This window comes from Neorhizobium huautlense, assembly GCF_030811685.1.
In the GTDB taxonomy this organism is placed as follows: Bacteria; Pseudomonadota; Alphaproteobacteria; order Rhizobiales; family Rhizobiaceae; genus Neorhizobium; species Neorhizobium huautlense_A.
Genome location: NZ_JAUSRF010000024.1, coordinates 18,826 through 44,826 on the forward strand (window position 1 = coordinate 18,826; position 26,001 = coordinate 44,826).

Below are 26,001 nucleotides of genomic sequence, written 5' to 3' on the forward strand. Positions count from 1 at the left end.
AAAGCCTGTGCGTGCGTTCGAAGCCGATATTTTGCGGGCGACACTGCCCGACTGTGTCAGTCCTCGTCAACCACCCGCAGTTTCAGAAGGCCTGTACGGCTTTCGACGCCATGCGATGGCTGTGGGTTATGGTTTTCAATACCGGCATTGTGTGGTGCGGGAGCCTCAAGCTCCAGTGCGCCGATTTTTGCGCCGCGACGATTGAGCTTGTCGGAGGAGGTGAGGATCTGTTCGACATCCTTCTGCGCCGCCAGAAAATGGCTTTGCAGTTTGCGGGTGCGGTCGTCCAGTCGGCCAAGGTCGTCCATCAGCAGCGCCACTTCGCCCTGAATGAGATGGGCCTGTTCTCGCATGCGCTGGTCCTTCAGCACGGCCTGAATGACCTGAATGGAGAGCATTAGCAGGGAAGGGGAAACGATCACAATGCGGGCGCGCTGCGCCTTCTGCACCACGCTTTCGAAATGCTCGTGGATCTCGGCAAAGATCGATTCCGACGGCACGAACAGAAAGGCGGTTTCCTGCGTTTCGCCGTGGATCAGGTATTTTTCGGAAATGTCCTTGATATGAACTTCAAGGTCGCGGCGAAATTGCTGGCCGGCATTGCGGCGCAGGTCCGGATCGGTCGCCTCGCGAAACACGTTCCAGGCTTCCAGCGGGAATTTTGCATCGATCACCAGCGGCGGTGCGCCATTCGGCATCACGATCGTGCAGTCCGGCCGCGTGCCGTTGGAAAGCATGGTCTGGAAACCGTAGGCGCCCTGCGGCAAGGCATCGGCGACAATGGTTTCCATCCGGCCCTGTCCGAAGGCGCCACGCGTCTGCTTGTTGGAGAGAATCGCCTGCAGGCCGACGACATCCTTGGCAAGCGTCTGGATATTGTCCTGCGCCGCATCGATGACGGCCAGCCGTTCCTGCAGGGCGCGCAGATTGTCGTGGGTGGATTTGGTCTGTTCCGTGATCGTTGCGCCCAGACGATGGCTCATGCCATCGAGACGCTGGCTGACGGCGCGGTTGAGTTCCGACTGGCGGCTGCTCAGCGCCTCGCCCATCGCCGCCATGCGTCCCTGCATTTCCGACTGCAACCGCAACACTTCGGCAAGCCGCGCATCCGCCTCCGCCGCCCGCCGCGCCGCTTCGTCCCGCGCATAAGCGGCGGCACGCCTGCCCGAGGCCATCATGACGAGGGCGAACAGAAACAGAAGAACGGCGATGCCGACAACGGCAACAAGCAGAGGATTGCCGGTCAGCGCGGCCAGGAGGGAGTTTTGGGTTTCCATCTCTCAAGCCTAGCAGATTTATTCTTGGCGAAAAGATCAAAACAGGAACAGATTGCGATGGGCTGCTAAGCCGAGGCGACATTCATCAGCTTTTAATGGTTGGGAAAGCCGAGGCTTCAATTTTTGTTTTCCCTGCCGAAAAGATGAGATAATGGGAGGCCATGACGATCAAGCCGCTTATTATCCTGCCCGATCCAGTGCTGCGCACGGTATCCGCCCCCATCGAACGTGTCGACGACGCGGTGTTGAAGCTCGCCGACGACATGCTGGAAACCATGTACGATGCCCCCGGCATCGGCCTTGCCGCCATTCAGATCGGCGTGCCACGCCGCCTGCTGGTGATCGACGTCGCCAAGGAAGGCGATCCGGCGCAGCCGATGGTGTTCATCAACCCGGAAATCGTGAAATCCTCGGATGAGCGCTCGGTTTACGAAGAGGGCTGCCTGTCGATCCCGGAATATTATGCCGAGGTGGAACGTCCGGCGACGGTGACGGTCAAGCACATTGGCCGCGACGGCAAGGAGCACATGCTGGAGGCCGACGGTCTTCTGGCCACCTGCTTCCAGCATGAACTGGATCACTTGAACGGTATTCTCTTCATCGACCATATTTCGCGGCTGAAACGCGAAATGGTGATCAAGAAATTCACCAAGGCCGCCAAGGCGAAGGTCTGACGCCTGCGTTGTAAAAGCGCTGTGCTGCACCTATGATATCGAAGATGTCGCAAGGAGGTGGCCATGGCTGATCTTTTGGTGCGCAATGTTTCCGATGAATTGCGAGAAAACCTTGCGGCGCGCGCCGACAAGGCCGGACACAGCGTGTCCGACGAAATCAAATCGATCCTGCAGCAGGAAGTGGGAGAGGTTTGGAAGAAGCTTGACCTGACTGGCATGTCGGCGCTCGAAGCCCTTCGATCGATCATGAAGGCAGACAGCGAGGAAGAAGCCGCAGCCTATATAGAGATCATGGAGGAAATCGAGGCGGAGCGGAAACGCGATTTCGGTCGGCCGGTCGAGGGTTTCGAGTGATCGTTCTCGATACAAACATCATTTCCGAACTCACGCACGCCAATCTCCATCCGTCTGTGGGGCGATGGTATGAGGCCAATCGCCGGTCTGACGTATATCTCTGTGATATCGTGGTGATGGAGCAGGCTTATGGTGCAGAGCGATTTCTGGGCCGCACCGGATCCAGCCGGCATCAGGACAAGCTCGAGGAAACACTGGTGAGGTTTGACGGCAGAATTCTGCCGTTTACACACGCAGATGCAGTTCTTGCCGGAAAACTCCGTGCGCGCCGCGAAAACATCGGTCGGCCGCTCGGTGTGCAGGATGCGATGATCGCCGCCACCTGCCTCGCGCATGGCGCGACGCTTGCCACCCGCAACCGAAAAGATTTCGCGGGGCTTGATCTTCTTCTGGTAAACCCGTTTGAAGACCACTGAATAAACAACGGGCGCAAATGCATGTCTCTTCGCATCATCTTCATGGGCACGCCGGATTTTTCCGTGCCGACGCTTCGGGCTCTGAAAGAGGCAGGTCATGAGATCGTCGCGGTCTACAGCCAGCCGCCACGGCCGGCGGGACGGCGCGGGCTTGATCTCACAAAGTCTCCAGTCCATCAGGCCGCCGAACTGCTCGGCATTCCGGTTCTGACGCCGCTGAACTTCAAGGCTGAGGAAGACCGCGAGATTTTTCGCGCGTTCAATGCGGATGTTGCCGTTGTGGTGGCCTATGGCCTGCTGCTGCCGGTCGCCATTCTCGAAGGCACGCGGCTCGGCTGCTATAACGGCCATGCCTCGCTTCTGCCGCGCTGGCGCGGTGCCGCCCCCATCCAGCGCGCCATCATGGCGGGGGACCAGAAAACCGGCATGATCGTCATGAAGATGGAAAAGGGTCTCGATACCGGCCCGATGGCGCTCACGAGAGAAGTCGAGATCGGCGAGGCGATGACGGCCGGCGAACTGCATGATCAACTGATGCTGGTCGGCGCCCGTGCCATGGTCGAGGCGATGGAAAAGCTGGAGGCCGACGATCTGCCACTGACGGTTCAGCCGGAAGAGGGCGTGCTTTACGCCGCGAAGATCGACAAGACAGAGACCCGCATCGATTTTTCGAAATCCGCCGTTGATGTCCATAACCACGTTCGCGGCCTGTCGCCTTTTCCCGGCGCATGGTTCGAACTGGAGATCAATGGCAAGCCGGAACGTGTGAAGGTTCTGGCTTCGGAGGTCGGTGAAGGGCAGGGCAAAACCGGTGAAGTGCTGGCTGACGATGCCTTGCTTGTCGCCTGCGGCGAGGGTGCAGTACGTCTCACGCGCCTGCAAAAGGCTGGCGGCAAGCCGCTCGATGCCGCCGATTTCCTGCGCGGCACACCGATTGCGGCCGGCACCATCCTGCCGTCGTCCGCCGGGGAAGCCTGATGCCACGCTTTCGCATGGTCGTCGAATATGACGGCACCGCCTATGTCGGCTGGCAGCGTCAGGAAAATGGTCACTCCGTGCAGTCGGCCATCGAAAAGGCCATTCTCAAGCTGACCGGCGAAACCGTGTCCATCCGCGGCGCCGGCCGTACTGACAGCGGCGTGCATGCGCGCGGCCAAGTCATCCATGCCGATCTGTCACGCGAATGGCTGCCGCACAAACTGCGCAATGCCGTCAACGCCCATCTGATGATGGCGAATGAAGCCGTGTCGATCATCGAGGTCATGTCCGTCGATGAGGCGTTCGATGCACGGTTTTCGGCGCTCAAGCGGCATTATCTCTACCGCATCCTCAATCGTCCGGCGCCTTTGGCGCTGGAGAAGAACCGCGCATGGTGGGTGGCCAGGGAACTCGATCACGAGGCCATGCATGCCGCCGCGCAGATGCTGGTCGGCCATCACGATTTCACCACCTTCCGCTCCACCCACTGTCAGGCCAAAAATCCGGTGCGCACACTGGATCGTCTGGATGTCACGCGCGTCGGCGATCTCATCGAAATCCGCGCCAGCGCCCAGAGTTTTCTGCACAACCAGATCCGTTCCTTCGCCGGCACGCTGAAAATTGCCGGAGAAGGCAAGGTGACGCCGGAGGATGTACGCAGAGCGCTCGAGGCACGCGACCGCAAGGAATGCGGACCGGTGGCGCCGCCGGAAGGGCTTTACTTCATGAAGGTGGAATATCCCGGCGATCCGTGATGCCGGGAGGTTTTTGCTTACGGGGGCGCGACACCAAGAAAAGTCTGCAGCGCGTCCGAAAGCAGCAGTGACGGAATGATCAGCGTCATCGAGGTCGCGGCGACGATCAGCGGCTGCGGCCCTATAATCATGCGCAGAATGCGCGACAGCGAAAACACCAGCCCCAGCAACAGTGCCAGCCACAAAAGGGCAATGAAACCCTCGCTGCCGGGCAGCAGGAAGGCGATGACGATCAGCACGGCGTAACCGTAGGAAAACGGCACGGACAGCCAGTTCGATATCGCCACGATGGCCGAAAAGCGACCGCGCAGGCCAAGTGTCATGCAGAGCACGGCAACAAGGATCAGCGGCATGATCCAGTTCATGCCGTCGATCAGGCCAAGCTTGAGGAAGAATGGCAGCCCCAGTTTCGTGCCGGGCGGGCTGTCTTCCAGCACTGCCAGACGCGCCCAGTTCCACGAGATCAGCATGGGCGGCAGGCACCAGACGATCGCCCAGAAGGATCTGTTCATTCCGCGATCGGTGAGGTCAAGGCGCTGAAAGCCCTGCGCGTCGCCTTTGACCAGCAGCCAGAGGCCCGAGATGTAAAGCTGGAGTTCAGCGAATGACGGCATCGGCAAACCACCGGGTGATGAAGTCGCCATAGATGCGGGTCAGCGTTTCGAGATCGGCCACCGCCACGCGTTCATCCACCATATGCATGGTCTGGCCGACAAGGCCGAATTCCACCACCGGGCAATAATCCTTGATGAAACGGGCATCGGAGGTGCCGCCGGTCGTGGAAAGTTTTGGTTCCTTGCCGGTGATGTCCTTCACGGACGCAGTCAGCGAGCCGATCAGCGCATCGTTACGGGTCAGGAAAACGTGGCTGGGACGGTCTGCCCAGGTCATCTCGTAGCGTGTGCTGTCACGGCCGGGGCGCAGCGGATTTGTGGCTGCGGCGGCATCCAGTCGACGCAGGATTTCGGCCTTCACCGTATCGGCGGTCCAGGTATCGTTGAAGCGGATGTTGAAGGCAAACGTCGCCTTCTCCGGTACAACATTGGTGGCCGGATTGCCGACATCGAGCGTCGTCACTTCCAGATTTGAGGCCGGGAATTCCGGCGTGCCGGTATCGAATGGCGGGTCCATCAGCGATGAGGCCAGGGACAGCGCACCACGCACGGCATTGTCGGCCAGATGCGGATAGGCGGCATGGCCCTGAACACCGTGAACGACCACCTTGCCGGAGACGGAGCCGCGGCGACCGATCTTGATCATGTCGCCGAGCACGTCCGGATTGGTCGGTTCGCCGACAAGGCAGGCATCCCAGCGCTCGCCCTTTTCGGCGGCCCATTTCAGCAGTTTTGTCGTGCCGTTAACGGCCGGGCCTTCCTCGTCGCCGGTGATCAGGAAGGAGATCGATCCCTTCGGCGCACCGTGCTGTTCGATGTGGCGGGCGACGGCTGCGACAAAGCAGGCAATACCGCCCTTCATGTCGACAGCACCGCGGCCAAACAATTCACCATCGGCGATCTCGGCGGCAAAAGGCGGATGGCTCCACGATGCTTCATCGCCGGGCGGTACGACGTCGGTATGCCCGGCAAACATCAGGTGCGGCCCGTCTGTGCCGATGCGGGCGTAAAGATTTTCGATGTCCGGCATGCCCGGTTCGCTTGCCACCATGCGCTCGACGGTGAAACCGAGCGGCTTGAGCATGGTTTCGAGGCCGGTCAATGCGCCGCCTTCCGCCGGAGTGACGGAAGGGCAACGGATCAGCGCCTGCAGGTTTGCGACCGGATCTGCAACGGACATCGGATAGGTCCTCGGTATGGCTGGGATCAGTCGCGCAGCAGTTCGTTGATGCCGGTCTTCGAACGGGTCTTTTCATCAACCGTCTTGACGATCACGGCGCAATAGAGATGCGGTGCGGCCAGACCATTCGGCATGGTGGCATTGCCCGACGGCATCGAGCCGGCCACGACAACCGAGTAAGGCGGCACTTCGCCGTAGAAAACTTCGCCGGTGGCGCGGTTGACGATTTTTGTCGACTTGCCGATGTAGACGCCCATGCCGAGAACGGAACCTTCGCGGATGATGCAGCCTTCGACGACTTCCGAACGGGCGCCGATGAAGCAATTGTCCTCGATGATGGTCGGGCCGGCCTGCATGGGCTCCAGAACGCCGCCAATGCCGACGCCGCCGGAAAGATGCACGTTCTTGCCGATCTGCGCGCAGGAGCCGACGGTGGCCCAGGTATCGACCATGGTGCCTTCATCGACATAGGCGCCGAGATTGACGAAGGACGGCATCAGCACGACGTTCTTGGCGACATAAGCCGAGCGGCGCACGACGGCATTCGGCACGGCGCGGAAACCCGCTGCGCGGAATTCGCTTTCGCCCCAGTTTTCGAACTTGGACGGAACCTTGTCCCACCATGTGGAATTGCCCGGACCGTTCTTGACGACTTCCATGTCGTTGAGGCGGAACGAGAGAAGGACTGCCTTCTTGAGCCACTGGTTGACGGTCCAGTTGCCATCTTCGCCACGAACCGCAACGCGAGCCTTGCCGCTGTCGAGCAGGTCCAGCGAGGTCTCGACCGCATCGCGCACTTCACCTTTGGTCGACACGTTGACACTGTCGCGGTTGTCGAAGGCGGTCTCGATTATCTTTTCGAGGGCGGCGAAGTCGAAGCTGCTCATGGGGAATCCTTAAACGTCAAGCGATACCGTCCACCCGATATCGTGAAGAGGGAAATGGCCTTGCCGTCTGGCAAAAACATGGGCTTTGGTCTAAGCGACCACCGATCAGGCGTCAATGCGATTTGGTACTGAGGGAATGGAATGACAAAGACTGAAAACGAAGCCGCACGGCGTGCGGACGGTTCATGGGATCCCCTGAAAGATAGCGGAACAGACAGGCGCAAGGCGCAGGCCGTTCCCAAAACCCCGCAGACCTTGTCACCTTCCTACCGCCTTGCCTATGCCGACGAGGATTTTCTCTGCAGCGAGGAACTGAGGCCGGTGCGCCTGCAGCTCGAGCTTCTGAAGGTCGAACTGTCGCTGAAGGAAATGGGCATCAAGTCCACGGTCGTTCTGTTCGGCGGTGCCCGCATCCCGGCCCCGGGTGTCGAACCGTGGGCGGCGCGCAACGAAACGCAGCGCAAGAACCTCACGGCGGCCTCGGTCTATTACGAGGAAGCCCGCAAGTTCGCGGCCCTTTGCGCGCAGCAGTCACGGCTTGACGATTTCAAGGAATATGTGGTGGTGACGGGCGGGGGGCCGGGCGTGATGGAGGCCGGCAATCGCGGCGCTTCCGAAGTGGGTGCGCCGACCATCGGCCTCAATATCGTGCTGCCGCACGAACAGGCGCCGAACAGCTACGTGACGCCGGAACTGAGCTTCAATTTCCACTATTTTGCCATCCGCAAGATGCATTTTCTGACGCGTGCAAAGGCGGTCGTGGTGTTCCCGGGCGGTTTTGGCACGCTGGACGAAATGTTCGAGGCGCTGACGCTGATCCAGACCAAGCGCATGGAGCCAATCCCGATCATTCTGTTTTCGGAAAAATTCTGGCGCGGCATCATCGATTTCGGCGCGCTTGCCGATTTCGGCACGATCGCACCGGAAGACCTGTCGCTGTTCAATTTCGTTGAAACGGCGGAAGATGCGTGGAAGGTTGTTTCGGAATTTTACGGGCTATAAGCCGGACATAAAGAACCCGCCCCACGGGGAATTGGGGCGGGTTCTGCAACGCTCTGCCGGAAATTAGAGGGGGCGGTCCGGCAGGTCGTCGATGCTGATGGCACCATCCTTGTTGGTATCCATGAAGGCGAAGAATTTTTCCGTGGCGGCCGTGGCTTCGGCCTTGCTCACCTGACCGTTTTCGTCCGTATCTGCCATGCGGATCAGGCGCATCATGGGACCACCTTTCGCATGGCGGCCAGGACCCTTGGCTTGGTGGCGTTTGCCTTCCTTGCCTTCGGCACGTTCGTGTTTCGGACCATCGCTGTCCTTGGCGCCATCCTTGGCGGCTTCCTCACGCTCGGGGCGCGGATGATCCTTGCGAAAAGCTTCCATGGCGGCCTTGCGGTAGGCGCGGAATTCGCCCGGTGTCAGCGAGCCGTCCTTGTCGGCATCGATCTCGGTAAACTTCTTTTCCACGAAAGCAGTCAATTCCGCCTTGGTCACCTTGCCGTCCTTGTCGGCATCAGCGTTTTTCAGGAGGTAGATGAAGGCGCGTTCCTTCATCATCGGGCCGCCCATCTCATGGCGCGGTCCATGACCTTTCGGGCCGCGATCGCCCGGAGCCGCAAAGCTCGGCACGGTGGTGCCGAACACAAAAGCGGCTCCAAGGGCAGCAAGTGCGATCTTCTTGGCGTTCATGATGTTTCCTTCCTGATTGCTTGTTACAGCTTCAAGGTAAGGCCGTGGTCGGATCAGGACCACTTAAACATCGGTAAGGTGGATGAACTTTCGGTAAGGTGGCAAGGTGGCAAGGGGGGGGCGGATCGCAACCCGCCAGCCTTCACTTATGTTGAAGCGCCTGCAGGAAACCGGTGAGATCCTGCGTCAGGTAATCGATATGCACATCGTCGTCGCTGATCTTTTCCCAGCGCTCGATAACGATATCCGCCGTCACTTCCGGTGCCAGCAGGACGGTACGCATGCCCAGTGCCTTCGGTGCGATCAGGTTGCGTGGCAGGTCTTCGAACATGGCCGCATTCTTCGTGTCGACCTTGTTCAGCGCCGCGAACTTGTCATAGGTGGCGCTGGCCGGTTTCGGCAGGTAGTCGGCCGCGACGATATCAAAGATGTCGTCGAACTGGTCGAGAATGCCCATGGCGCCGGCAGCCGCTTCCGCATGCGGAACCGTGCCGTTGGTCAGGATGAATTTGCGGCCCGGCAGTGCCTTGATGGCTTCGCCCAGATCCGGCTGTGGCTGCAGCAGCGAATAATCGATCGCATGCGCGCGTTCCAGAAAGGCGGCGGGATCGACGCTGTGATTGAGCATCAGGCCTTTCAGCGTCGTGCCGTGTTCGTGGTAATATTTTTTCTGAAGCAGTTTTGCTTCCGCCGGTTCCATCTGCAGCAGTTCCGCCACGAAGGCCGTCATGTTGGTATCGATCTGCGCGAACAGATTGATGTGATGCGGATAGAGCGTATTGTCGAGATCGAACACCCATTCGGTGACATGGGCGAAATCGGCGGCGTCGGGAAGTGTCTTCAGATGAGGCATGGCGCGGTTATGCACTGCCGCTGAAATAAAGGCCAGCGCGAAAAGGTGGGAGAAGCGACGGGATGGAAGAGATCGGCCTTTATGCAAAATGGTTCGAAACGCCGATCGGCCTGATCCTCGCCGTCACCAGCGAAACGCATCTTTTCGCCGTCGAATTCTATGACGCGAAGACACGTGTCCACGCGATCTCGCGACTGGAGCGCAAGTTGAATGCCCGCATCGTTCCGGGCAGCAGTGAGGCGCTTGAGCAGTTTTCGGATGAATTCGCCGAGTATCTGGCCGGCAGAAGCTTCGATTTCCGCGTGCCGCTTCACTATGACGGCACGGAGTTCGAACGCCGTGTCTGGCAGGCTCTGCTGGACGTGCCGCTTGGGGAAACCTGTTCCTACGGCGATCTGGCCCGGGCGATCGGCGAGCCAACGGCGTTTCGGGCGGTGGCTCAGGCCAATAATGCCAACCGTATCCCGATCGTCATTCCCTGCCACCGCTGCATCGGGTCTGATGGCTCGCTGACCGGTTTTGGCGGCGGCTTGTGGCGCAAGAAATGGCTCCTGCGCCACGAAGGCGATATGCGGCCGGTGGGGCTGTTCGCCCTTTCCTGACCGCTTGTTCTGCGATCAGGGAACGATCAGCGTGCCGGCGCCATGCTCGGTGAAGATTTCGAGCAGCACGGAATGCGCGGTCTTGCCGTTGAGGATGACGACACCCTGAACGCCGGAGCGGATGGCATCGATGCAGGTTTCGACCTTGGGGATCATGCCGCCGGAAATCGTGCCGTCCTTGATCAGCGCCTGCGCCTGCGCGACGGTCAGTTCCTTGATGAGGTTCTTGTCGCGGTCGAGCACGCCCGGAACGTCGGTGAGGAACAGAAGGCGGGTGGCATGCAGCGCACCGGCGATTGCACCGGCAAACGTATCGGCATTGATGTTGTAGGTGGCGCCGTCACGGCCGGGAGCGACCGGTGCGATGACCGGGATCATTTCCGACTTGGCGAGCAGGTCGAGCAGGGTGCGGTCGACTTCGACCACTTCGCCGACAAAACCGAGATCGAGCACGCGCTCAATGTTGCTGTCGGGGTCGATCACGGTCTTCTTGGCCTTTTCGGCAAACACCATGTTGCCGTCCTTGCCGCACAGCCCGATCGCCCATTCGCCGGTCTGGTTGATCAGCGCGACGATTTCCTTGTTGATCGAACCGGCGAGAACCATTTCGACGATCTCGACGGTCTTCGCATCGGTGACGCGCAGGCCGCCTTCGAATTTCGATTCGATGCCCATCTTCGACAGCATGGCGCCGATCTGCGGGCCGCCGCCGTGCACGACGATCGGGTTGACGCCGGACTGTTTCAGTAAGGCGATATCGGCAGCAAAAGCCTTGCCCAGCGCGTTGTCGCCCATGGCATGGCCGCCGTATTTCACGACGATCGTCTTGTTCTCGTATCGCTGCATGTAGGGCAAAGCCTGTGCAAGCAACTGAGCCTGGAGTTCGCTTTCGGAAGCCGTCATGGAAAATTTCCCTACATGTGAAGTGCCGCCTTTTAACGCATGTTTTTGACGGTGAAAACAATTCCTGCGCAGATTTAGCGATTGGGTATATTGACATTGTGCGCCATTGGCCAACCTTTGCGGGATAGGGACGCAGAGGGGATGCAAGCATGGCGGGTGAAGACCTCGCGACGATGATTTCGCGTGTCAGTCTTGGCGACAGGGCGGCGTTTTCCGCGCTTTATAGTGCAACATCGCCGAAACTTTTTTCCGTCTGCCTTCGTATTCTCAAGGACAGAACCGATGCCGAAGATGCCCTGCAGGAAATCTTCGTCAAGATCTGGCACCGCGCAGATCGATATGCTGCAAGCGGCATCAATCCGCTCGGCTGGCTGACGGCGATTGCCCGCAATCATTCGATCGACCTGTTGCGGGCACGCCGTCCGGTGGCCAGCAATATCGACGAGGAAGGGTGGGATATTGCCGACAGCGGTTCCAATCCCGAGCAGGCCGCCGTCCTGAAGGGCGAGGGCAAGCGCATTGACAGGTGCATGGAAGAGTTGGAATCTGACCGCGCAGGCGCCGTTCGCAGCGCCTATGTGGAGGGTTTGAGTTACCAGGAACTGGCAGACCGCCACGCCGTGCCGCTCAACACGATGCGCACCTGGCTGAGGCGGAGCCTATTGAAGCTGAGAGAGTGCTTGGACAGATGACCACACCAGACCAGAGCGAAGGCGACAGGGCCCGCGACCAGGTGATTGCCGGGGAATATGTGCTCGGCGTGCTGTCGCTGGAAGAGCGACGCAATGTCGAGGCGCGCATGTCGCGCGATACGACATTTGCAGCCATGGTTGGTCGCTGGTCGGAAAACCTGTCGAGCTTCAACGACGACTATGATCTCGCCAATCCACGTGCCGGCATCTATCCCCGTATCGAGGCAAGGCTGTTCCCGAAACCGGCGAAAAGCGGTTTTGCCGGCGTCTGGAGTTCGGTGGCGCTGTGGCGCTCCATGACGGCATTGTCCGTCATCCTGCTGGCGGGCACGGTCGTATTGCAGAACGTACCGTTCGGTGGGCAGGCGCCGGGCGAGCCGCTGGTGGCGCAGATGTCGGGCGAAGGCAATGCCATCAGCCTCGTTGCCAGCTATCAGGCCGATAGCGGCCGTCTGTCGGTCACCCCGGTTGCTGCTGGGCCGAGCGATCAGAAATCGCTGGAGCTTTGGATGATCTCCGGAAACGACCCGGCCGTATCGCTGGGCGTGCTGCCGCAAAGCGGTGAGGGCGAAATCGAAATCCCCCAAGCGATGCGAAGCCGCATTGCGGCGGGCGTAACGCTCGCCGTCAGTCTCGAGCCATACGGTGGTTCTCCGACGGGTACGGCAACCGGACCGGTCATCGCCGCAGGCCAGACTCGCGCGCCGTGACATGTTAACCTGCCACTTACGCAGTTGAAAAATCCGGCGCGCAATCGTCGGATTTTTTTATTTGAAATGCTCGTTTCGGCTGAAACTCTTTTCCTCAGGCAACCGTCTCTTCTTATGTTCCGAGGATGAGGAACCAGCGCTCCGGCAGCCCGCCGCGACCGCCGGATCAATTGTGGAAGAGGACTTCTGAAATGTTGAAATCCGTTATTCGCGCGCTGGCGATTGTCGGCGTGGTGGCTGCTGCTGGCGTGGCGCAGGCCAAGAACCCGATGGTCGGCGGTGCCGCCATGTATGAAAACAAGAACATCGTCGAAAACGCCGTCAACTCGAAGGATCACACCACGCTGGTTGCCGCCGTAAAGGCTGTCGGTCTGGTCGACACACTTTCGGGCAAGGGTCCCTTCACCGTCTTCGCACCGACGAACGAAGCCTTCGCAAAGCTGCCCAAGGGCACGGTCGACACTTTGCTGAAGCCGGAAAACAAGGCGCAGCTTACCAAGATCCTGACCTGCCATGTCGTTGCCGCCAATGCCATGTCCACGGCCATCGAAAAGATGATCAAGGACGACAAGGGCACACATGACGTCAAGACCGTCGGCGGCTGCGTTCTGAAGGCCAAGCAGTCCATGGGCAAGATCACGCTGACCGATGAAAACGGCGGCGTCGCCCATGTCACCATCGCCGACGTCAAGCAGTCGAACGGCGTCATTCACGTCATAGACGCTGTGCTTCTGCCGAAAATGTAACGAATAAGTCTGGCATGGCCGGAGCCGTGAGGCATTCCGGCCGTCCATCAGAATAACGGCCGCTTCTGCCCCGAACACGGCCGTTCGACCGGCCTGACGGTGTCCCCTGCCGTCCCCACAGCAATCCGTCAGGCCGGTTGCCCAACGGCGACGCCGATGGCGCGACGAAGATCGTCGATGCCGCCCGCTTTTTCCGAGGATGTCGCCAGCACTTCCGGGAAGGCCGCCGGCCGCTTGCGGATCTTTTCCGTCGTTTCCGCCAGCAGTTTGACTACGCCGGGTGCCTTGATCTTGTCGGTCTTGGTCAGCACGATCTGATAGGAAACGGCAGCCTTGTCGAGCAGGTCCAGCACGTCCTCATCATTCTTCTTGATGCCGTGGCGGCTATCGATCAGCACGTAGACGCGCTTCAGCGTGGCGCGGCCGCGCAGATAATCGAACACCAGTTTGGTCCAGTTGTCGACCATGGCTTTTGGCGCCTGCGCGTAACCGTAGCCCGGCATGTCGACGATCGCCATCGGCGGCATGTCGCCCTCTTGGCCGGAATAACCGTCGGGAACGAAATAGTTGAGTTCCTGCGTGCGGCCCGGCGTGTTTGATGTGCGGGCAAGGCCCTTCTTGGCCACCAGCGCATTGATCAGCGACGACTTGCCGACATTGGAACGGCCGGCAAAGGCCACTTCCAGCGGGCCTTCCGGCGGCAGGAAATCCATCGAGGGCACGCCACGGATGAAGATCCAGGGGCGGCCGAACAGAGGCTTGGCGTCCATGTTTCCGTCTGCGGGCATTGGTCTTGGTGTCCTGTCTTTGATCTGAAGGTCCGGGCTTCGGGGTTTTGCGGGCATATGTCAAGCTTTGCCGGATAAAGGCTCATTCAACGGGCCAAAGAAAAACCCCGCCGAAGCGGGGTTTGTCGATCTTATTTCTTGTCTTCGGCAGGCTTTTCCGCCGGTGGCTTTTTCTTGAACATGCTCGCCAGATTTCCGAACAGTTCGATCTTGGCGCCGTGGCGCTTCATGATGATCGCCTGCTGGGTGACCGAGAGCGTGTTGTTCCATGCCCAGTAGATGACGAGACCAGCCGGGAAGCTTGCCAGCATGAAGGTGAACACGACCGGCATCCAGGTAAAGATCATCGCCTGGGTCGGATCCGGCGGGGTCGGGTTCATGCGCATCTGCACGAACATGGTGACACCCATGATCAGCGGCCAGACGCCGATCATCAGCGCATGCGGCACGTCGTAGGGCAGAAGGCCAAACAGGTTGAACAGCGAGGTCGGGTCCGGAGCCGAAAGGTCCTGAATCCAGCCGAAGAACGGTGCATGGCGCATTTCGATGGTCACGTAGATGACCTTGTAGAGCGCGAAGAAGACCGGGATCTGCAGAAGAACCGGCCAGCAACCGGCGATCGGATTGATCTTTTCCTCCTTGTACAGCTCCATCATGCCCTTTTGCAGGGCCATGCGGTCGTCGCCATGCTTGGCCTTCAGCTCTTCCATCTTCGGCTGAACGCGCTTCATGTTGGCCATCGAAGCATACTGCTTGCTGGCCAGCGGGAAGAAGATCGCCTTGACGACGATGGTGGTGAGCAGGATGGCGACGCCAAAGTTGCCGACGTGACGGAAGAAGAAGTCCATCAGCTGGAACATCGGCTTGGTGAAGAACCAGAACCAGCCCCAGTCGATCATGCGGTCGAACAGCGGGATCGAGAACTGGGTTTCATACTGCGCGATCAGCGGCACTTCCTTGGCGCCGGCGAAGACGAGGTTCTTCAGTTCGGTCGAGCCGTTCGGCTGAATGGTGACGTTGTCTGTCTTGAAATCGGCCTGGTAACGCGGCTGGCCATCGGTGAAGTGCGAAAAACGCGACTCGTAGGCAACGCCCTGCGGCGGGACCAGCGCAGACGCCCAGTACTTGTCGGTGATGCCGAGCCAGCCACCGGTCGCCTTCGGATGCGTCACATTTTCTTTTTCGATGTTGGAATAGGTGTTTTCAGAGAGGCTGCCATCGGCGCCAGCGACGCCGAGGAAGCCTTCATGGATAACCCAGACGGAAGGCGTTGCCGGCTTGTTGTAGCGGGTCACGCGGCCGTAGGAGCCGATATTGACGGCGGCGGCAGTCGGGTTGTCGATCTTGTCGTCGATCGTCAGCATGTAATGCTCGTCGACTGAGATCTTGCGGGTGAAAACGACACCCTTGTCGTTGGTCCAGGTGAGTGTCACCGGCGTCTGCACGGTCAGCTTGTCGCCGCTGGCCACAGTCCACTGGGTGCCCGGGCCGGGAACGCTGCCGGAATCGGCGCTGCCGACAAAGCCGACTTCGCTGAAATAGCCATCCTTGGTGTCGGCCGGCGAAAACAGCGTGATGAGCGGGCTCGAGTCGTCTACCGTCTCATGATACTCGCGCAGCTTCAGGTCGTCGAAGCGTGCACCGGTCAGGTTGATCGAACCGGAAAGGGCTGGCGTGTCGATGACAACGCGTGGAGACTTGGCAAGCGATTCCTCGCGAGTTGCGGTCGCCTGCGCCTGTGTTGCACCGGGCAGGCCGGTGGTCGGCGAGGTCGCGCCCGGGCTTTCCGGCGTAATGGTCTGCTGCTGCGCCTGCTGGGCCAGGCGGGCCTCTTCGGCGCGCTGCTGGGCTTCCATGCGCGGGCCCATGTATAGGAACTGCCAGGCAAGAACGATCACGACCGATAGGCCGATCGCGATGAAGTAATTACGGTTTTTTTCCATCATGCTTTCCTGGGGCGGAGTTCCTCGGGGTGCCATGTCTCGGGCGGCTCTCGATGCGCTGGGAAAGCGCGGCCTCCAGATCGGCAAATTTCGCCGTCAGCACCTCGCGTCGGGCGACAATGACATAATCGTGTCCGTCTTTCATTGCAATTGCGGCACTGTGCCCAACGGCAGCCTTCAGCCTGCGGCGCATGCGGTTTCGTTCAACCGCGTTGCCATGCTTCTTGGTGACGGTGAACCCGACGCGGGCACCGGTATCCGGTTCTTGGCGGTCGAGCACTTCCAGAAGAAAGAACTTGCCCTTGCGGCGCTCTCCCTGCCGGACACGAAGAAACTGCGGACGGCTTTTCAGCCGCCCGACAGCATTTTTCGGAGGTGTGTCGTCTTTGGTCGCCCGGTTTGTCATCGGGCAGCCGGCCTTAGGCCGAAAGACGCTTGCGGCCGCGTGCGCGGCGAGCTGCCAGAACCTTCTGGCCGCCATTGGTTGCCATACGTGCGCGGAAACCGTGACGACGCTTGCGAACAAGCTTGGACGGCTGGTAAGTACGCTTCATTTTTTTAATACCGCGGTGTGCGGCCCTTCTTGGGTTTGCTTCTAAGAGCAAGAGCGTTGCGAAAGAAACGTTCCGCCATGAGGTTTGCGCTCGCGCAGACCAAGGGCTGGACGTTGGGGCGGCTTATAAGGGCAGTGGCCCGCGAAAGTCAATTGCCGAAGGGCTGAAAGCGCAATTGTGAAGCGTGCAGCGTCTTGCTGCACTGCGACGAAATATTGGCGCTATGTTGTGCGATGCAATAAATTCCCGGAATGGTTGATTTATGAGTTGAAGTATATTCTTGGATGTATTTGAATTAAAATAATATATCCATTCTGATTGTTTGTTTGTGAAAGTTTTTATTAAAATACCAATGGTAATTCTGCTGGCCTAGGTGCGAGCTACCGCAGTGTTCTGCGTGCCAACGTGCCCGTCGCCTTGGGGGAGGTTTCATGAAAATCCGTGGCAGAATTAATCTACTTGTCGGCCTGATGAGCCTGGTCGCATTCGCAATCGGTGGCCTGTCGCTGTTTGCAATCTTCGAATATCGTGATCGCATCGATACCTATGGCATTGCTGCCGAACGTGTTTACAAGGGCGAACACGTCAACCGCGTCGTGACCGCCGTTGTCATGGAGGCGCGCGGTATCTACGCGGCAGACAGCGTCGCCGCTTCGGAGCCTTTCGCCAAAGGCATTCTTGCCAATCTTGAGGAATTGAAAAAGGTGATCGGCGAATGGCAACCGCTGGTTCCCGTCGATCAGCGTGCCGATTTCGATGCGGTCGCGGTGCAGTCCCAAGGCTTTGCGCAGTTCCGGTCTGAAACGGTAAGGCTTGCCCGCGAACAGGGGCCTGAAGCCGCCGCCGTTCAGGGCAACAATGAAGCCAATCGTGCCAACCGCAAGGCATTCCAGGCAAGTATCGACAAGATCGTTGCTGCAGACCAGGCAGAGTTGGTGACGCTCGACAAGGAACTCGACGCGTTTGGCCAGACGGTTATCCTGCTCGTTTCCGCGGTTACCGTTTTCGGCGTTCTCATCGGCGCCGCATTCGGCCTCATCACCGGCCGTCGCCATCTCAGCAATCCGATCGTCGAACTGACGGGCGCAATGACCCGCATCGCCGGTGGTGATTTCAACACGCAGGTGCCGTCGGTCGGCCGCAAGGACGAGATCGGCGACATGGCCGGCACGGTCGAAGTGTTCAAGCGCAACGGCCTCGAAGTCTCGCGCATGAATGCCAGCGAGGCAGATATGCGTGGCAAGAACGAAGAGTTCCGCCGCCGCATGGCCGAGGTCGTGACCGCCGCCGTGGGGGGCGATTTCACCCGGCGCATCAATCATTCCTTCGGTGAGGCGGGTCTCGATGCCTTCGGCCGTGATGTCGATCAGCTGGTCGGCAGCGTCGATGCCGGCGTGTCGGAAGTCCGCCGTGTCGTTGCACGCCTTGCTGAAGGCGACCTGACCCAGTCCATGCACGGTGACTTCCGCGGTGCTTTTGCCGAACTGCAGCAGAATGTCGAGGGCGCCATGGGTAACCTGCGTAGCACGATGAAGGATGTGCGGGGCACGACCGGCTCGATCAACGACAATTCCAACGAATTGCGCGCGGCAACCGACGATCTTTCCAAGCGCACCGAACAGCAGGCGGCGGCGCTGGAAGAAACCTCCGCCGCGCTGGACCAGATCATGGCCGTTGTCCGCAATTCCGCTGAGCGTGCGCAGGAAGCCAGCACGATGGTGACGGAAGCCAAACAGAGTGCGGCCCAGTCCGGCACGGTCGTGCGCAACGCCGTCGAAGCCATGGGCCGTATCGAACAGGCATCCGGCGAAATCAGCCAGATCATCAACGTCATCGATGAAATCGCCTTCCAGACCAATCTTCTGGCACTGAATGCCGGTGTCGAGGCGGCACGTGCCGGCGAGGCGGGCAAGGGCTTTGCCGTCGTGGCGCAGGAAGTGCGCGAGCTTGCCCAGCGCTCTGCCAACGCCGCCAAGGATATCAAGGCGCTCATCACCAAATCCGGCCAGGAAGTATCGAGCGGCGTGACTCTGGTACAGAAAACCGGGGAATCGCTGACCGAAATCGAAAGCCGGGTGCATCGCATCAACGACCATATCCACTCGATTGCAACGGCTGCCCGTGAACAGGCAACCGGCCTTCAGGAAGTCAACACGGCCGTCAACCAGATGGATCAGGTGACCCAGAAGAACGCTGCCATGGTGGAGGAGACGTCTGCCGCCACGCACAAGCTGTCATCCGAAGCCAGTCATCTGTTCGGCCTCGTTTCCCGCTTCGATATCGGCACGGGAGCCGGTGCGAGCACTGTAGCCGCGCCGCGCGCTGCAGCTGTCTCGACCGTTCGCACGGCGGTCGCCGACAGTCATTCTGCTCCGCGTGTCTCTCCTGCACGCAAGATGGTCGGCACGCTTGCGCGCGCCTTCGGTGGAGGAGGGGCTTCTGTGGCGGCGGTTGCGGCACCATCCGGCGACAGTTGGGAAGAATTCTGAGCCCAAATTATCGATGTGAGAACACAACGGCGGCCGCCAAAACGGTCGCCGTTTTTGCGTTGCGCACCCTGTTTGGGCAAAGGATTGGAAAAACCGCATCCTGCCGCTAATATGCAGCCTCTGCGGCGCAATGATTTACGCCGATTGGCGTGCCATGGAGAAATGCATGACGGACGATGCGGCGGTTCTGCCTCGACAAGGCGAGACGCGACCGGCGGCGGATTTGCCGCTGGAGCCGATGCCGCGTGTCTTTGGTGGCCTGTCGGGACGTCTCCTCTGGCTCACCGTCATCTTCGTGATGCTCGCCGAAATCCTGATCTTTGTGCCGACCGTCGCCAATATGCGTGATGGCTGGCTGCGCGACAGGCTGGATACGGCCGCGGCCGCCGGCATCGTCATCGACGGTCTGCAGCCGGCCGAACTGCCGCGCGCCGTGCAGGACGATACGCTGCTGGCCACCGGTACCAAGGTGATCGCGCTGCGCAAGGATGGCACCTCGCGGCTGCTGGCGGCCATGGACATGCCGCCGCAGGTGGATGAGCAGATCGATCTTGCCGCCCAGACACCGCTCACCTCGATGCGTGACTCGATCGAAACATTGCTGTTCGGCGGCAATCGCGTCATGCGCGTCTACGGGCCGATCGGCGAAAGCGACATGATCATCGAGCTGGTGATGAGCGACAAGGCGCTGCACAAGGCCATGCTCAGTTTTTCGCGCGACATGTTCATCCTGTCGCTGATGATCTCGCTGATCACCGCCTTCCTGATCTACGTCGCCATCAACCGCATGATGATCAAGCCGATCCGGCGCCTGACGCGCGGCATGCAGATCTTTTCCGAACACCCGGAAGATCCCGGTCGCCTGTTCAGTCCCGGCAAGGAAAAGGGCGAGCTTGCCGTTGCCGGCCGTCACCTGACGAGCATGCAGATCGAGCTTCAACGAACCCTGAAGCAGCAGAAAAACCTCGCCGACCTCGGCCTCGCCGTTTCCAAGATCAATCACGACATGCGCAACATTCTGGCCTCGGCGCAGCTGATGTCGGACAGGCTGGTGGATGTCGAGGATCCGATGGTGCGCAGCTTTGCGCCCAAACTTCTGCGCACGATCGACCGCGCCGTCGAATATTCGACCGAGGTTCTGGCTTACGGTCAGGCTCGCGAGGCGGCCCCGAAGCGCCGGCGCATCCGGCTGGGGGGCTTGTGTCAGGAGGTGCGCGACATGCTGGCGCTCGATCCGGATGGGGATATCGAATATCTCGACCAGATCCCCGCCGATCTGGAAGTGGATGCCGACAGCGAACAGCTCTTTCGCGTGATCCACAATCTCTGCCGCAATGCCGTGCAGGCCTTGGCGCAGGCGGACGTGACCGATCCGCTCATCGGCCGTCGGGTCAGCGTCACGGCACAGCGTGTCGGCAGCGTGGTGGGCATCACCATCGATGATACCGGTCCGGGCATGCCGCGCAAGGCGAGAGAGAACCTGTTTTCCGCATTTCGCGGTTCGGCGCGTTCCGGCGGCACCGGCCTCGGCCTTGTGATTGCCCGCGAACTGGTTCTTGCCCATGGCGGCACGATCGGTCTGGTGGAAAAACCGGGGCCGGGAACGCAGTTCCGTATCGAGATTCCGGATCGTCCGGTTTCCTTCGAAGACTATCGGGCTCGGGCCTGATACGTTTTTCGTAATGAATTCAATGCCGAGCACGACTTATGTCGATAAAATGACAAATCGGGCGGGAAAATCGCTTGCATTCGTTTCCGGGACGTTTTAGAGGATCGCCACGCCAGCGGAACACGCCGCTGACGAGGCGGGACACACCGCCGACAGACGCACCCGTAGCTCAGCTGGATAGAGCACCAGACTACGAATCTGGGGGTCAGGAGTTCGAATCTCTTCGGGTGCGCCATTTCTCTTCTCTTTGAAATTTCGATGAAAGACCTCTCAGAGGTTTAACGTCTTTGCGCTTTGTCGAAGATGGGTCGTTTCCTAACGACGTCGCCAGAATGAGCCGGCGACATATCCCAATGCCAATGTCATCACCGCCACTGCAATCCCGGCGCTGACCACGCCGGCCGGCGTGATGCGGGCGCTGGCTTGCATGCTGATGTGTTTGCCGACGTGCATTTCGAAGTCCGACCGAATTTCCTGCGGATGCGGAAGCGGTGCCGGCAAAAGTGTTTCCTGAACCAATGACATTGCGATTCTCCTGATTCGAATGCGCCACATGTGCGTGGCTGTTGGCTGGATAGGCAGCCTACATCAATGCCGGCCCCATGGGGATGGCCGAGCAGACTTGATCGAAGTCAAGGAATTGTCTGTCGGACCCGCCTAGTTTCCGGCATGAAAAGGAGCCTTTCATGCACCCGGATCTTGTTGCCCGTTACGCCGCACCCGTTCCCCGCTACACCAGCTATCCCACCGCACCGCATTTCCATGCGGGGGTTGGTCCGGGCGATTACGCGGTCTGGCTCGGCGAGCATGATGGCCCGCTCTCGCTTTATCTGCATGTGCCCTTTTGCGACCGTCTCTGTTGGTATTGTGGCTGCCACACCAAGCAGGTGAAGCGATACGATCCGCTGGCGGCCTATCTCGATGCGCTGTTGCTGGAAATCGGTCTTGTCGCAGCGGCATTGAAGGATCGGCGGCAGGTGGTCGCCATCCATTTCGGCGGCGGCTCTCCGACCATGATCGCGCCAAGGGATTTGGTGCGTCTTCGCGAGGCGCTCGACCGGCATTTCGATATCACCGAGAACTGCGAGATCAGCGTCGAGATCGATCCCGGTTTCGTCGATGAGGAAAAGCTCACCGCATGGCGCGATTTCGGCGTCACCCGCGCCAGTATCGGTGTGCAGGATTTCGACGAGGCCGTGCAAAAGGCCATCAACCGCCCACAGAGTTTCGAGCAGACCGCCTTTGTCGTCGAAACGCTGCGCAAACTCGGCATCGGCGGCGTCAATCTCGATATCGTTTATGGCCTGCCGCACCAGACGATGGAAAGCGTCGAGCGCACGATCGAACTGTCGCTTGCCATGCAGCCGGATCGTTTTGCCATCTTCGGTTATGCGCATGTGCCGTGGATGAAAAAACACCAGACGCTGATCGATGAACAGGCGCTGCCGGGCGTGCAGGATCGTTTTGCCATGGCAGGGCTCGTCAGCGAGCGTCTGACGCAGGCCGGTTATCTGGCCGTCGGTATCGACCATTTTGCCAGGCCCGGCGACAGCCTTGCGACGGCGCTGGAGGCCGGCGAGGTGCATCGCAATTTCCAGGGTTACACGACCGACGCCGCCCCCGGTCTCGTCGGGCTCGGCGCATCCTCCATCGGCAGGGTCGGGCGTGGTTATGTTCAGAATATCGTGGCGACCGGCGAATACATGCGTGCCGTGAAAGAGGGGCGTCTGCCGGTCCTGCGCGGTAAGGAGTTGACGGATATCGACCGTGTCGTCGGTGCCGCCATCGAGGATCTGATGTGCGGCTATGCGTTTTCGGTCAGCGATCTGGAGCGGCGTTTCGGCCCGGCGGCATCGGTTTTGCGGCCGGAGGCGGCGCAGGTGCAGCAGCAGGATGGTGACGGCATGACGGCGTTTGACGGCGACGTGTTTTCGGTCACGCCGGAGGGCCGCATTTTCGTGCGCACCATCGCGTCGCGTTTCGACCGCTATTTTGGTCAGGGCGCAGCCCGGCATTCTGTGGCTGTATGAGGATCAGGCCGTTTCGGCGGCCCGGCCCCAGGCGATGAAGGAGGGGTTGGCAAAGTCGCTGTCGTGCGCCTGGTTGCGCTTTCCGTAGAGGAGCGGTTTGCCGTCCAGTCCGAGCGTCCTGCCGCCGGCCGCGCGAAGAACGGCGTCGCCGGCTGCCGTGTCCCATTCCATCGTGCGGGTAAAACGCGGATAGACGTCGGCGCCGCCCTCGGCCAGCATGCAGAATTTCAGCGACGAACCGATGCTGCGACAGTCCTTCACCGCGTGTTCGGCAACGAAGGCATGGGTTTTTGCATCGCAATGCGAACGGCTAATCAGGCCGACCGGCGGTTTCACCACGGTGCGGCTGGTAATCGGCACGCGAATGGTCACCTGACCTTCGTCTGAAACCGCCATTTTCCACGCCTTGTCGCCTTCGCCGGCATAAGCGACGCCAAGCGCCGGCGCATACACGACACCGGCCACCGGCACGCCGCCGTCGATCAGGGCGATGTTGACGGTAAAATCGCTGCTCTTGTTGATGAATTCCTTGGTGCCGTCGAGCGGGTCGACCAGGAAAAAGCGGCTGTCGATATCCGGTGCATGGCCGGCGGCAACCGCTTCCTCGGCGATCACCGGAATATCGGGAAAGGCTTCGGTGAGCGCGGAAACGATGATCTCTTCGGCGATTTCGTCGGCCTGCGTCACGGGGCTGTCATCGGCCTTCAGCGATACATCCATGCCGTTGTGGTAGATGTGAAGAATAGCGGCGCCCGCTTCCAGGGCAGCTTTTCCGAATATCGCGAGCATTCGAAGCTTTTTCCTCGATTTGGCGGTGCGGGCCGGTCTAGAAGTGTTCACTACTGCACCGCTTCACGCGTGCAGACAACGACAAAATACACCTGATCAGATAAGGAAGACGGAAATGAGGTGGAAACGCACGATCCAGTTGCTGGACGTCCACTGCGAAGGCGAGATCGGTCGCGTGGCGATCGGCGGCGTGCCAAAGATCCCCGGCGAGACCACGGCCGCAAAACTTGCCTGGCTCAACAGCGATCCGAAGGGGGAGGAACTGCGCCGCTTCCTCTGCCTCGAGCCGCGCGGCATGCCGCTCGGTTCCGTCAATCTTCTCCTGCCGCCGATTGATCCTGCAGCCGACGCCGCCTTCGTCATCCTGCAGCCGGATCAGGCGCATGCCAGCTCCGGTTCCAATTCGATCTGCGTCACAACGGCGCTTCTCGAATCCGGCATTGTCGAGATGCAGGAGCCGGAAACCGTCGTGACGCTGGAAACGGCGGCCGGCCTCGTGCGCGCCGTCGCCACTTGCCGCGATGGTCGCTGCGAAAAGGTCAGGCTCACCATGGTGCCGTCCTTCGTGCACGCGCTCGACCAGAAGCTTTCGACGCCGCAATGGGGCGATATCAGCCTCGATGTCTGCTACGGCGGCATTTTTTATGCGCTTGTGGATGTCGGCCAGATCGGCCTCACCATTTCCAAGGGCAATGCGGCAGCGCTCGTCAGCGCCGGAATGGTGATCAAGCAGCTCGCCAATGACGCATTTTCCGCCGTCCACCCGGAAATCCCGGCGATTTCCGGCATTGCCTATGTGATGTTCCGTGACGTGGATGCCGATGGCGCGGTGCGCACCTGCACCACCATGTGGCCGGGCCGGGCGGATCGCTCCCCCTGCGGCACCGGCAATTCCGCCAATCTGGCGGCGCTGCATGCGCGTGGAAAGGTCAAGGTCGGTGATGTCTTCACGTCACGCTCGATCATCGGTTCGGAATTCGAAGTGGGGCTGGAGCGGGAAACCACGATTGCCGGAAAACCTGCCATCGTGCCGACCATAACCGGCCGCGGTTTCACCTTCGGCCTGCATCAGGTGGCGCTTGATCCATTCGATCCGCTGGCCGCCGGTTTTGCCATGACCGATGTGTGGGGGCCGTCTGCAGGCGATATCCCCGACGCTTGAGAGGCCGCCTGAACATGAAGAAGCCCGGACCGGCATGACCGGTCCGGGCTCTCGAAGCGCTAGGGACCCGGGATGGAGCGGGCCGCGCCTCCCTGGGGTCTCTCAGATATCCTTCGGCTTGAGGCCAAAGGGCTCTACATCACCCTGTTTCAGAACAAGCGTGCTGACGCTTTCTGCCAGCTGGTCCGGCTCATGCGGGGCAGGCGGCGTCACACCGTGGTCTTCCAGCTGAGCCAGCTTGTAGGCACCGAACACATCGCCCTTGTCGGCAGCTGCACGGAACATTTCGGCGGCACGTTGCGGATTGGCGGCAATGCCTTCACCGTTTTCGTACATCAGGCCGAGATTGATCATGGCGTCCGTCGAACCGCGCTGGGCGGCGAGATCGTACCATGCAATGGCGGTCTGGTTGTCTTCGGGAACCAGCTTGCCTTCGTCATAAATCGAGCCGATGTTGAAGGCGGCCGTATCGTCACCGCCAACGGCGGCTTTTTCGAACCATTTCAGGGCCTGCTGCCCATCGGGATTGGTGCCGAGCCCATCACGATAGGCGACGCCAAGATTGTACTGGGCCAGAACATTGCCGCTCGTGGCCGCTTCGCTGTAAAGCTTGAACTCGGCCTGCACATCGCCAAGACGGCCCATCAGCATGCCGAAATTCACCTTGGCAGCGGAATATCCACCGCCGACGGCGGCTTCATAGGCCGCCATCGCCTCATCCGGCTCCTGCGCCTTGTTGAGCGCACGTCCAAGCTGATAGGCAAAACGCGGGTTTCCGGTCGCCTCGAAAGCGGTGCGGCAAACGCCGATAGCCTGGACATCGATATTGTCGATATCGACAGGCGCGAACGTGGCGTTGCGGTCCCTGTCATAGGCGCTGCCTGCCATACGGTCGCAATCGCTCTGCAATGCCGCCGTGTGCTCGACCTTGGCGCGCTGTTCCGCGTTCAGGGAAACGGTCAGCATGCACAGCGCGACCGCACTTCCTGTGGCCAGCAGCATCATTCGATTGACTTTATTGGAACGGGACACCATCCTCGCCTCCGATCACCATCACTTAAAGATTGATGAACGAACGCCGCAATTGCGTGTCGGTTCCGCGTTTTCCTGCGGATTTACTGGCGTTTGCCAGGCGGCGGTATGACTAACGCCGCCAAATCCGCGTTCTATGAAGCTGAAATAGCTTGGCTTTCCTCGTCATCGCGAATTTTAATCACGCTTTGGTGCACGGTTGTTTCGCCGGGGCTTTCGAT

29 protein-coding genes and 1 tRNA gene are annotated in these 26,001 nt (G+C 60.1%); 16 read left to right on the forward strand and 14 right to left on the reverse strand.

Going from position 1 to position 26,001, the window contains the following annotated elements:
• Nucleotides 1-56: 56 nt before the first annotated feature.
• Nucleotides 57-1,277, reverse strand: a complete 1,221-nt coding sequence (locus J2T09_RS24835) for a DNA recombination protein RmuC (protein ID WP_306839690.1) — start codon at nucleotides 1,275-1,277, stop codon at nucleotides 57-59.
• 161 nt (nucleotides 1,278-1,438) lie between these two features.
• Between J2T09_RS24835 and def the strand changes: the two genes are divergently transcribed.
• The 5 genes from def (at nucleotide 1,439) to truA (ending at nucleotide 4,454) form a co-directional block, all read left to right on the forward strand.
• The gene (gene def, locus J2T09_RS24840; RefSeq protein WP_306839692.1) at nucleotides 1,439-1,951 is read left to right on the forward strand and encodes a peptide deformylase; all 513 of its coding nucleotides are present in this window, start codon (nucleotides 1,439-1,441) and stop codon (nucleotides 1,949-1,951) included.
• Nucleotides 1,952-2,014: 63 nt separating this feature from the next.
• The gene (locus tag J2T09_RS24845) at nucleotides 2,015-2,305 is read left to right on the forward strand and encodes a FitA-like ribbon-helix-helix domain-containing protein (RefSeq protein ID WP_306839694.1); all 291 of its coding nucleotides are present in this window, start codon (nucleotides 2,015-2,017) and stop codon (nucleotides 2,303-2,305) included.
• Entirely contained in the window at nucleotides 2,302-2,721 is a 420-nt protein-coding gene (locus J2T09_RS24850; protein WP_306839696.1) for a type II toxin-antitoxin system VapC family toxin, read from the forward strand. Before J2T09_RS24845 ends, J2T09_RS24850 begins: the two co-directional genes overlap by 4 nt.
• A 21-nt stretch (nucleotides 2,722-2,742) precedes the next feature.
• Nucleotides 2,743-3,699: a methionyl-tRNA formyltransferase gene (gene fmt / locus J2T09_RS24855; RefSeq protein ID WP_306839698.1), complete on the forward strand. Its 957-nt coding sequence runs from the start codon at nucleotides 2,743-2,745 to the stop codon at nucleotides 3,697-3,699.
• Nucleotides 3,699-4,454 carry a tRNA pseudouridine(38-40) synthase TruA gene (gene truA / locus J2T09_RS24860; protein WP_306839700.1) on the forward strand — a complete coding sequence of 252 codons (756 nt, stop codon included), beginning with the start codon at nucleotides 3,699-3,701 and terminating at the stop codon, nucleotides 4,452-4,454. The genes fmt and truA overlap by 1 nt, the downstream gene beginning before the upstream one ends.
• Nucleotides 4,455-4,471: 17 nt before the next feature.
• Here the strand turns inward: truA and J2T09_RS24865 are convergent, their stop codons facing one another.
• Genes J2T09_RS24865 through dapD form a run of 3 tightly spaced genes read right to left on the reverse strand, consistent with a single transcriptional unit; the run spans nucleotide 4,472 to nucleotide 7,135 of the window.
• Nucleotides 4,472-5,068 (reverse strand): hypothetical protein, encoded by a 597-nt coding sequence (locus J2T09_RS24865; protein ID WP_306839702.1) that lies wholly within the window; start codon nucleotides 5,066-5,068, stop codon nucleotides 4,472-4,474.
• Nucleotides 5,052-6,248 (reverse strand): succinyl-diaminopimelate desuccinylase, encoded by a 1,197-nt coding sequence (dapE, locus tag J2T09_RS24870; protein ID WP_306839704.1) that lies wholly within the window; start codon nucleotides 6,246-6,248, stop codon nucleotides 5,052-5,054. The genes J2T09_RS24865 and dapE overlap by 17 nt, the downstream gene beginning before the upstream one ends.
• A gap of 26 nt (nucleotides 6,249-6,274) precedes the next feature.
• Nucleotides 6,275-7,135 (reverse strand): 2,3,4,5-tetrahydropyridine-2,6-dicarboxylate N-succinyltransferase, encoded by an 861-nt coding sequence (gene dapD / locus J2T09_RS24875; RefSeq protein ID WP_306839706.1) that lies wholly within the window; start codon nucleotides 7,133-7,135, stop codon nucleotides 6,275-6,277.
• 141 nt (nucleotides 7,136-7,276) lie between these two features.
• On the opposite strand from dapD, the gene J2T09_RS24880 reads away from it, so the two are divergent.
• Entirely contained in the window at nucleotides 7,277-8,137 is an 861-nt protein-coding gene (locus J2T09_RS24880) for an LOG family protein (protein ID WP_306839709.1), read from the forward strand.
• 63 nt (nucleotides 8,138-8,200) lie between these two features.
• On the opposite strand, the gene J2T09_RS24885 is transcribed toward J2T09_RS24880, so the two are convergent.
• The gene (locus J2T09_RS24885; protein ID WP_306839711.1) at nucleotides 8,201-8,818 is read right to left on the reverse strand and encodes a hypothetical protein; all 618 of its coding nucleotides are present in this window, start codon (nucleotides 8,816-8,818) and stop codon (nucleotides 8,201-8,203) included.
• Between the two features lie 142 nt (nucleotides 8,819-8,960).
• Entirely contained in the window at nucleotides 8,961-9,671 is a 711-nt protein-coding gene (locus J2T09_RS24890) for a pyrimidine 5'-nucleotidase (protein ID WP_306839713.1), read from the reverse strand.
• A 62-nt stretch (nucleotides 9,672-9,733) separates the two neighbouring features.
• On the opposite strand from J2T09_RS24890, the gene J2T09_RS24895 reads away from it, so the two are divergent.
• Entirely contained in the window at nucleotides 9,734-10,273 is a 540-nt protein-coding gene (locus tag J2T09_RS24895; RefSeq protein WP_306839715.1) for a methylated-DNA--[protein]-cysteine S-methyltransferase, read from the forward strand.
• Nucleotides 10,274-10,288: 15 nt separating this feature from the next.
• On the opposite strand, the gene argB is transcribed toward J2T09_RS24895, so the two are convergent.
• The gene (argB, locus tag J2T09_RS24900; protein ID WP_306839717.1) at nucleotides 10,289-11,176 is read right to left on the reverse strand and encodes an acetylglutamate kinase; all 888 of its coding nucleotides are present in this window, start codon (nucleotides 11,174-11,176) and stop codon (nucleotides 10,289-10,291) included.
• Between the two features lie 149 nt (nucleotides 11,177-11,325).
• On the opposite strand from argB, the gene J2T09_RS24905 reads away from it, so the two are divergent.
• The 3 genes from J2T09_RS24905 (at nucleotide 11,326) to J2T09_RS24915 (ending at nucleotide 13,324) form a co-directional block, all read left to right on the forward strand.
• Nucleotides 11,326-11,868 carry a sigma-70 family RNA polymerase sigma factor gene (locus tag J2T09_RS24905; protein ID WP_306839720.1) on the forward strand — a complete coding sequence of 181 codons (543 nt, stop codon included), beginning with the start codon at nucleotides 11,326-11,328 and terminating at the stop codon, nucleotides 11,866-11,868.
• Complete coding sequence (locus tag J2T09_RS24910) at nucleotides 11,865-12,578, forward strand: anti-sigma factor (RefSeq protein WP_306839722.1); 714 nt, start codon at nucleotides 11,865-11,867, stop codon at nucleotides 12,576-12,578. Before J2T09_RS24905 ends, J2T09_RS24910 begins: the two co-directional genes overlap by 4 nt.
• A 191-nt stretch (nucleotides 12,579-12,769) precedes the next feature.
• A complete protein-coding gene (locus J2T09_RS24915) occupies nucleotides 12,770-13,324 on the forward strand; it encodes a fasciclin domain-containing protein (RefSeq protein WP_306839724.1) in 555 nt (184 codons plus the stop codon).
• Between the two features lie 128 nt (nucleotides 13,325-13,452).
• On the opposite strand, the gene yihA is transcribed toward J2T09_RS24915, so the two are convergent.
• The 4 genes from yihA to rpmH form a co-directional block, all read right to left on the reverse strand.
• The gene (gene yihA, locus J2T09_RS24920) at nucleotides 13,453-14,094 is read right to left on the reverse strand and encodes a ribosome biogenesis GTP-binding protein YihA/YsxC (protein ID WP_306839726.1); all 642 of its coding nucleotides are present in this window, start codon (nucleotides 14,092-14,094) and stop codon (nucleotides 13,453-13,455) included.
• Between the two features lie 149 nt (nucleotides 14,095-14,243).
• Nucleotides 14,244-16,055, reverse strand: coding sequence for a membrane protein insertase YidC (gene yidC / locus J2T09_RS24925; RefSeq protein ID WP_306839728.1), 1,812 nt, complete (start codon nucleotides 16,053-16,055; stop codon nucleotides 14,244-14,246).
• Nucleotides 16,039-16,461 carry a ribonuclease P protein component gene (gene rnpA, locus J2T09_RS24930; RefSeq protein ID WP_306839831.1) on the reverse strand — a complete coding sequence of 141 codons (423 nt, stop codon included), beginning with the start codon at nucleotides 16,459-16,461 and terminating at the stop codon, nucleotides 16,039-16,041. Before rnpA ends, yidC begins: the two co-directional genes overlap by 17 nt.
• A 13-nt stretch (nucleotides 16,462-16,474) precedes the next feature.
• Nucleotides 16,475-16,609 carry a 50S ribosomal protein L34 gene (rpmH, locus tag J2T09_RS24935; RefSeq protein ID WP_109458303.1) on the reverse strand — a complete coding sequence of 45 codons (135 nt, stop codon included), beginning with the start codon at nucleotides 16,607-16,609 and terminating at the stop codon, nucleotides 16,475-16,477.
• 431 nt (nucleotides 16,610-17,040) lie between these two features.
• Between rpmH and J2T09_RS24940 the strand changes: the two genes are divergently transcribed.
• From J2T09_RS24940 to J2T09_RS24950, 3 genes are all read left to right on the forward strand, one after another.
• A complete protein-coding gene (locus J2T09_RS24940; RefSeq protein ID WP_306839733.1) occupies nucleotides 17,041-19,098 on the forward strand; it encodes a methyl-accepting chemotaxis protein in 2,058 nt (685 codons plus the stop codon).
• Between the two features lie 166 nt (nucleotides 19,099-19,264).
• Nucleotides 19,265-20,767: a sensor histidine kinase gene (locus tag J2T09_RS24945; RefSeq protein ID WP_373458640.1), complete on the forward strand. Its 1,503-nt coding sequence runs from the start codon at nucleotides 19,265-19,267 to the stop codon at nucleotides 20,765-20,767.
• A 158-nt stretch (nucleotides 20,768-20,925) separates the two neighbouring features.
• Nucleotides 20,926-21,002, forward strand: a tRNA-Arg gene (locus J2T09_RS24950).
• 80 nt (nucleotides 21,003-21,082) lie between these two features.
• Here J2T09_RS24950 and J2T09_RS24955 read toward each other — a convergent pair.
• Nucleotides 21,083-21,292, reverse strand: coding sequence for a hypothetical protein (locus J2T09_RS24955; RefSeq protein WP_306839735.1), 210 nt, complete (start codon nucleotides 21,290-21,292; stop codon nucleotides 21,083-21,085).
• A gap of 161 nt (nucleotides 21,293-21,453) precedes the next feature.
• On the opposite strand from J2T09_RS24955, the gene hemN reads away from it, so the two are divergent.
• The gene (gene hemN, locus J2T09_RS24960) at nucleotides 21,454-22,797 is read left to right on the forward strand and encodes an oxygen-independent coproporphyrinogen III oxidase (protein WP_306839737.1); all 1,344 of its coding nucleotides are present in this window, start codon (nucleotides 21,454-21,456) and stop codon (nucleotides 22,795-22,797) included.
• A 3-nt stretch (nucleotides 22,798-22,800) separates the two neighbouring features.
• Here the strand turns inward: hemN and cysQ are convergent, their stop codons facing one another.
• Entirely contained in the window at nucleotides 22,801-23,586 is a 786-nt protein-coding gene (cysQ, locus tag J2T09_RS24965) for a 3'(2'),5'-bisphosphate nucleotidase CysQ (protein ID WP_306839739.1), read from the reverse strand.
• A 115-nt stretch (nucleotides 23,587-23,701) separates the two neighbouring features.
• Here cysQ and J2T09_RS24970 point away from each other — a divergent pair, with 115 nt between their 5' ends.
• A complete protein-coding gene (locus tag J2T09_RS24970; RefSeq protein WP_306839741.1) occupies nucleotides 23,702-24,748 on the forward strand; it encodes a proline racemase family protein in 1,047 nt (348 codons plus the stop codon).
• 102 nt (nucleotides 24,749-24,850) lie between these two features.
• On the opposite strand, the gene J2T09_RS24975 is transcribed toward J2T09_RS24970, so the two are convergent.
• Nucleotides 24,851-25,714, reverse strand: coding sequence for a tetratricopeptide repeat protein (locus J2T09_RS24975; RefSeq protein ID WP_306839743.1), 864 nt, complete (start codon nucleotides 25,712-25,714; stop codon nucleotides 24,851-24,853).
• On the opposite strand from J2T09_RS24975, the gene J2T09_RS24980 reads away from it, so the two are divergent.
• On the forward strand, nucleotides 25,713-25,892 hold the full coding sequence (locus J2T09_RS24980) for a hypothetical protein (RefSeq protein ID WP_306839745.1): 180 nt from the start codon (nucleotides 25,713-25,715) through the stop codon (nucleotides 25,890-25,892). The two genes, J2T09_RS24975 and J2T09_RS24980, sit on opposite strands and share 2 nt — an antisense overlap.
• Nucleotides 25,893-26,001 lie beyond the last annotated feature (109 nt).